The 1,665-nt window shown below is 58.1% G+C and carries 2 protein-coding genes; both read right to left on the reverse strand.

What is annotated here, in order from left to right; all coding sequences use genetic code 11:
• Positions 1–285: 285 nt before the first annotated feature.
• Positions 286–1,113, reverse strand: coding sequence for an Imm49 family immunity protein (locus Q392_RS32440; protein WP_084217430.1), 828 nt, complete (start codon positions 1,111–1,113; stop codon positions 286–288).
• A 38-nt stretch (positions 1,114–1,151) separates the two neighbouring features.
• On the reverse strand, positions 1,152–1,665 hold a 514-nt coding region (locus Q392_RS26350; protein WP_211260318.1), incomplete at its 5' end, for a hypothetical protein.

Here is a 1,665-nt window from a genome sequence, read left to right on the forward strand (position 1 = left end):
CACGGCCTGGGTGCTGGTGCCGAAGCTGTTCGCCTGGCTCTCGTTGCGGCTGACGTTCACGCTCACGCCGTAGCTGTAGGGGCCGCCGCTGCCGATGGCCTGCGCGGCGTCGTAGGCCTGCTTGCGTCCGCCGCGGATCTGGCCCAGCAACTGCAAGGGCCTCTTGACTCCGCAAAGGGGCAGCGAGAACGCTGCCATCGACTGTTGACGCAAAGAGACCTCCCTGATGGTCTTGCTTTTTTCTTTTCCGGATAGCTCACCCGAAGCTACCCGACCCCACTGTCACTACTTCGCGGACAAATGATCCGTGTCGTAGGCCTGCATGAAGGGATATGGGTCTTCGTACTTCTCCAGTGGTTTCATCGGCAGCCATTCCCTGGGGATGTACGGCGTGTCCACCTCGACCTCGTAGCCCGCCCGCCAAGCGATCTTGGCGTACATCGTGGCGTGCGTGCCGATGAAGAAGTGCGTGAAGCCGAACTCCATCTGGTTGTTGCGCACCTTCGCCATCTTCGGCGAGGTCAGTTCCGCCAGCGCAGCTTCCATGCCTGCCTTGTCTCCCCGCGCAAGGGCCAGGTAGAAGCGCTGGTCCACCATGAAGCGCGCCATGCCCTTGGGCTGCTCGGCAAGCTGTTCCTGCGCGCGACGCGCCAGCAGTTCCCACTCGCCCGACAGGGCCAGGGTCATCTGGTAGTGGCGAAAAAGATGATCCCTGGGGTTGTTGATCGACTTCCAAGCCCGCTCACTGAAGGATCTAAGGCTGGCATAGAAATCAACCAGGGGAGCGTAGTCGCTCATCAGCAATTCAAAGTAGTCTTGCTCGCGGGTGTAACTCAGTTCATTGGCTTCTTTTTCTCGGATGTACATCAGCTTGCCGGCGACATAACACTCATGCTTAAAGGCATCAAGATCGTGATCGCCGAACCAAGCGACGATCGCTCGGGCACTGTGCAGTGAACCCAAACCATAGAGACAGCCTTGGCGGCTACCTCGACCTTCCTCAATCATTACTTCGGGACGATTTTTCTCCTCCCATTCGCCATAACCCTTAGCATGCCCCCGAACGTGCTTCAATCCCGCTTCTATAGCTTGCAGATACTCGGCATTAGTCATCTATTTTTCACCCATGAATTTCAAGTACGCAGTAAATATCACCTGTTCGGCACCGTAATCGGCACGACGATCAATTCACCCGTAGTACGGTTCACGCCACCGACGGCCATGGTCAGGGTGTTGTTGAATTGGGCCTGCTTGATGGCCTGCGCAGCAGGTGAATTTTGATCGATGCTTCCCATGACACGCACCACCCAATCAGGCGACAACTGATTCGTACCCCCAGCCGCATTGGTCGACACCCTGACAGACCCGGCTTGAGTAAGCTGCTTCGCATCCAGGATGATGGTCACATTGCCCTTGGCATCCTGCATCACGAGGTCGAATCCATTGTTGCTTCCGTACTTGCCGCCATCCAGCACGGTCATGCCGGTACGGCCGGAGACGGAGGTCAGAAGCTGCTCGGTCAGCTTGCCGTCGACGTCCTCTCCCGCCTTGATTCTTTGCGCCAGACTCTGCTCGGTATCGGACAGCCCGCTGATCGCGCAGCCCGACACACAGATGAGCACGAGCATGCGCACGGACTTCGTGCTCGATGCCCTGGAGCAGGCC

The organism is Xenophilus azovorans DSM 13620 (assembly GCF_000745855.1).
Taxonomy (GTDB): Bacteria; Pseudomonadota; Gammaproteobacteria; order Burkholderiales; family Burkholderiaceae_C; genus Xenophilus; species Xenophilus azovorans.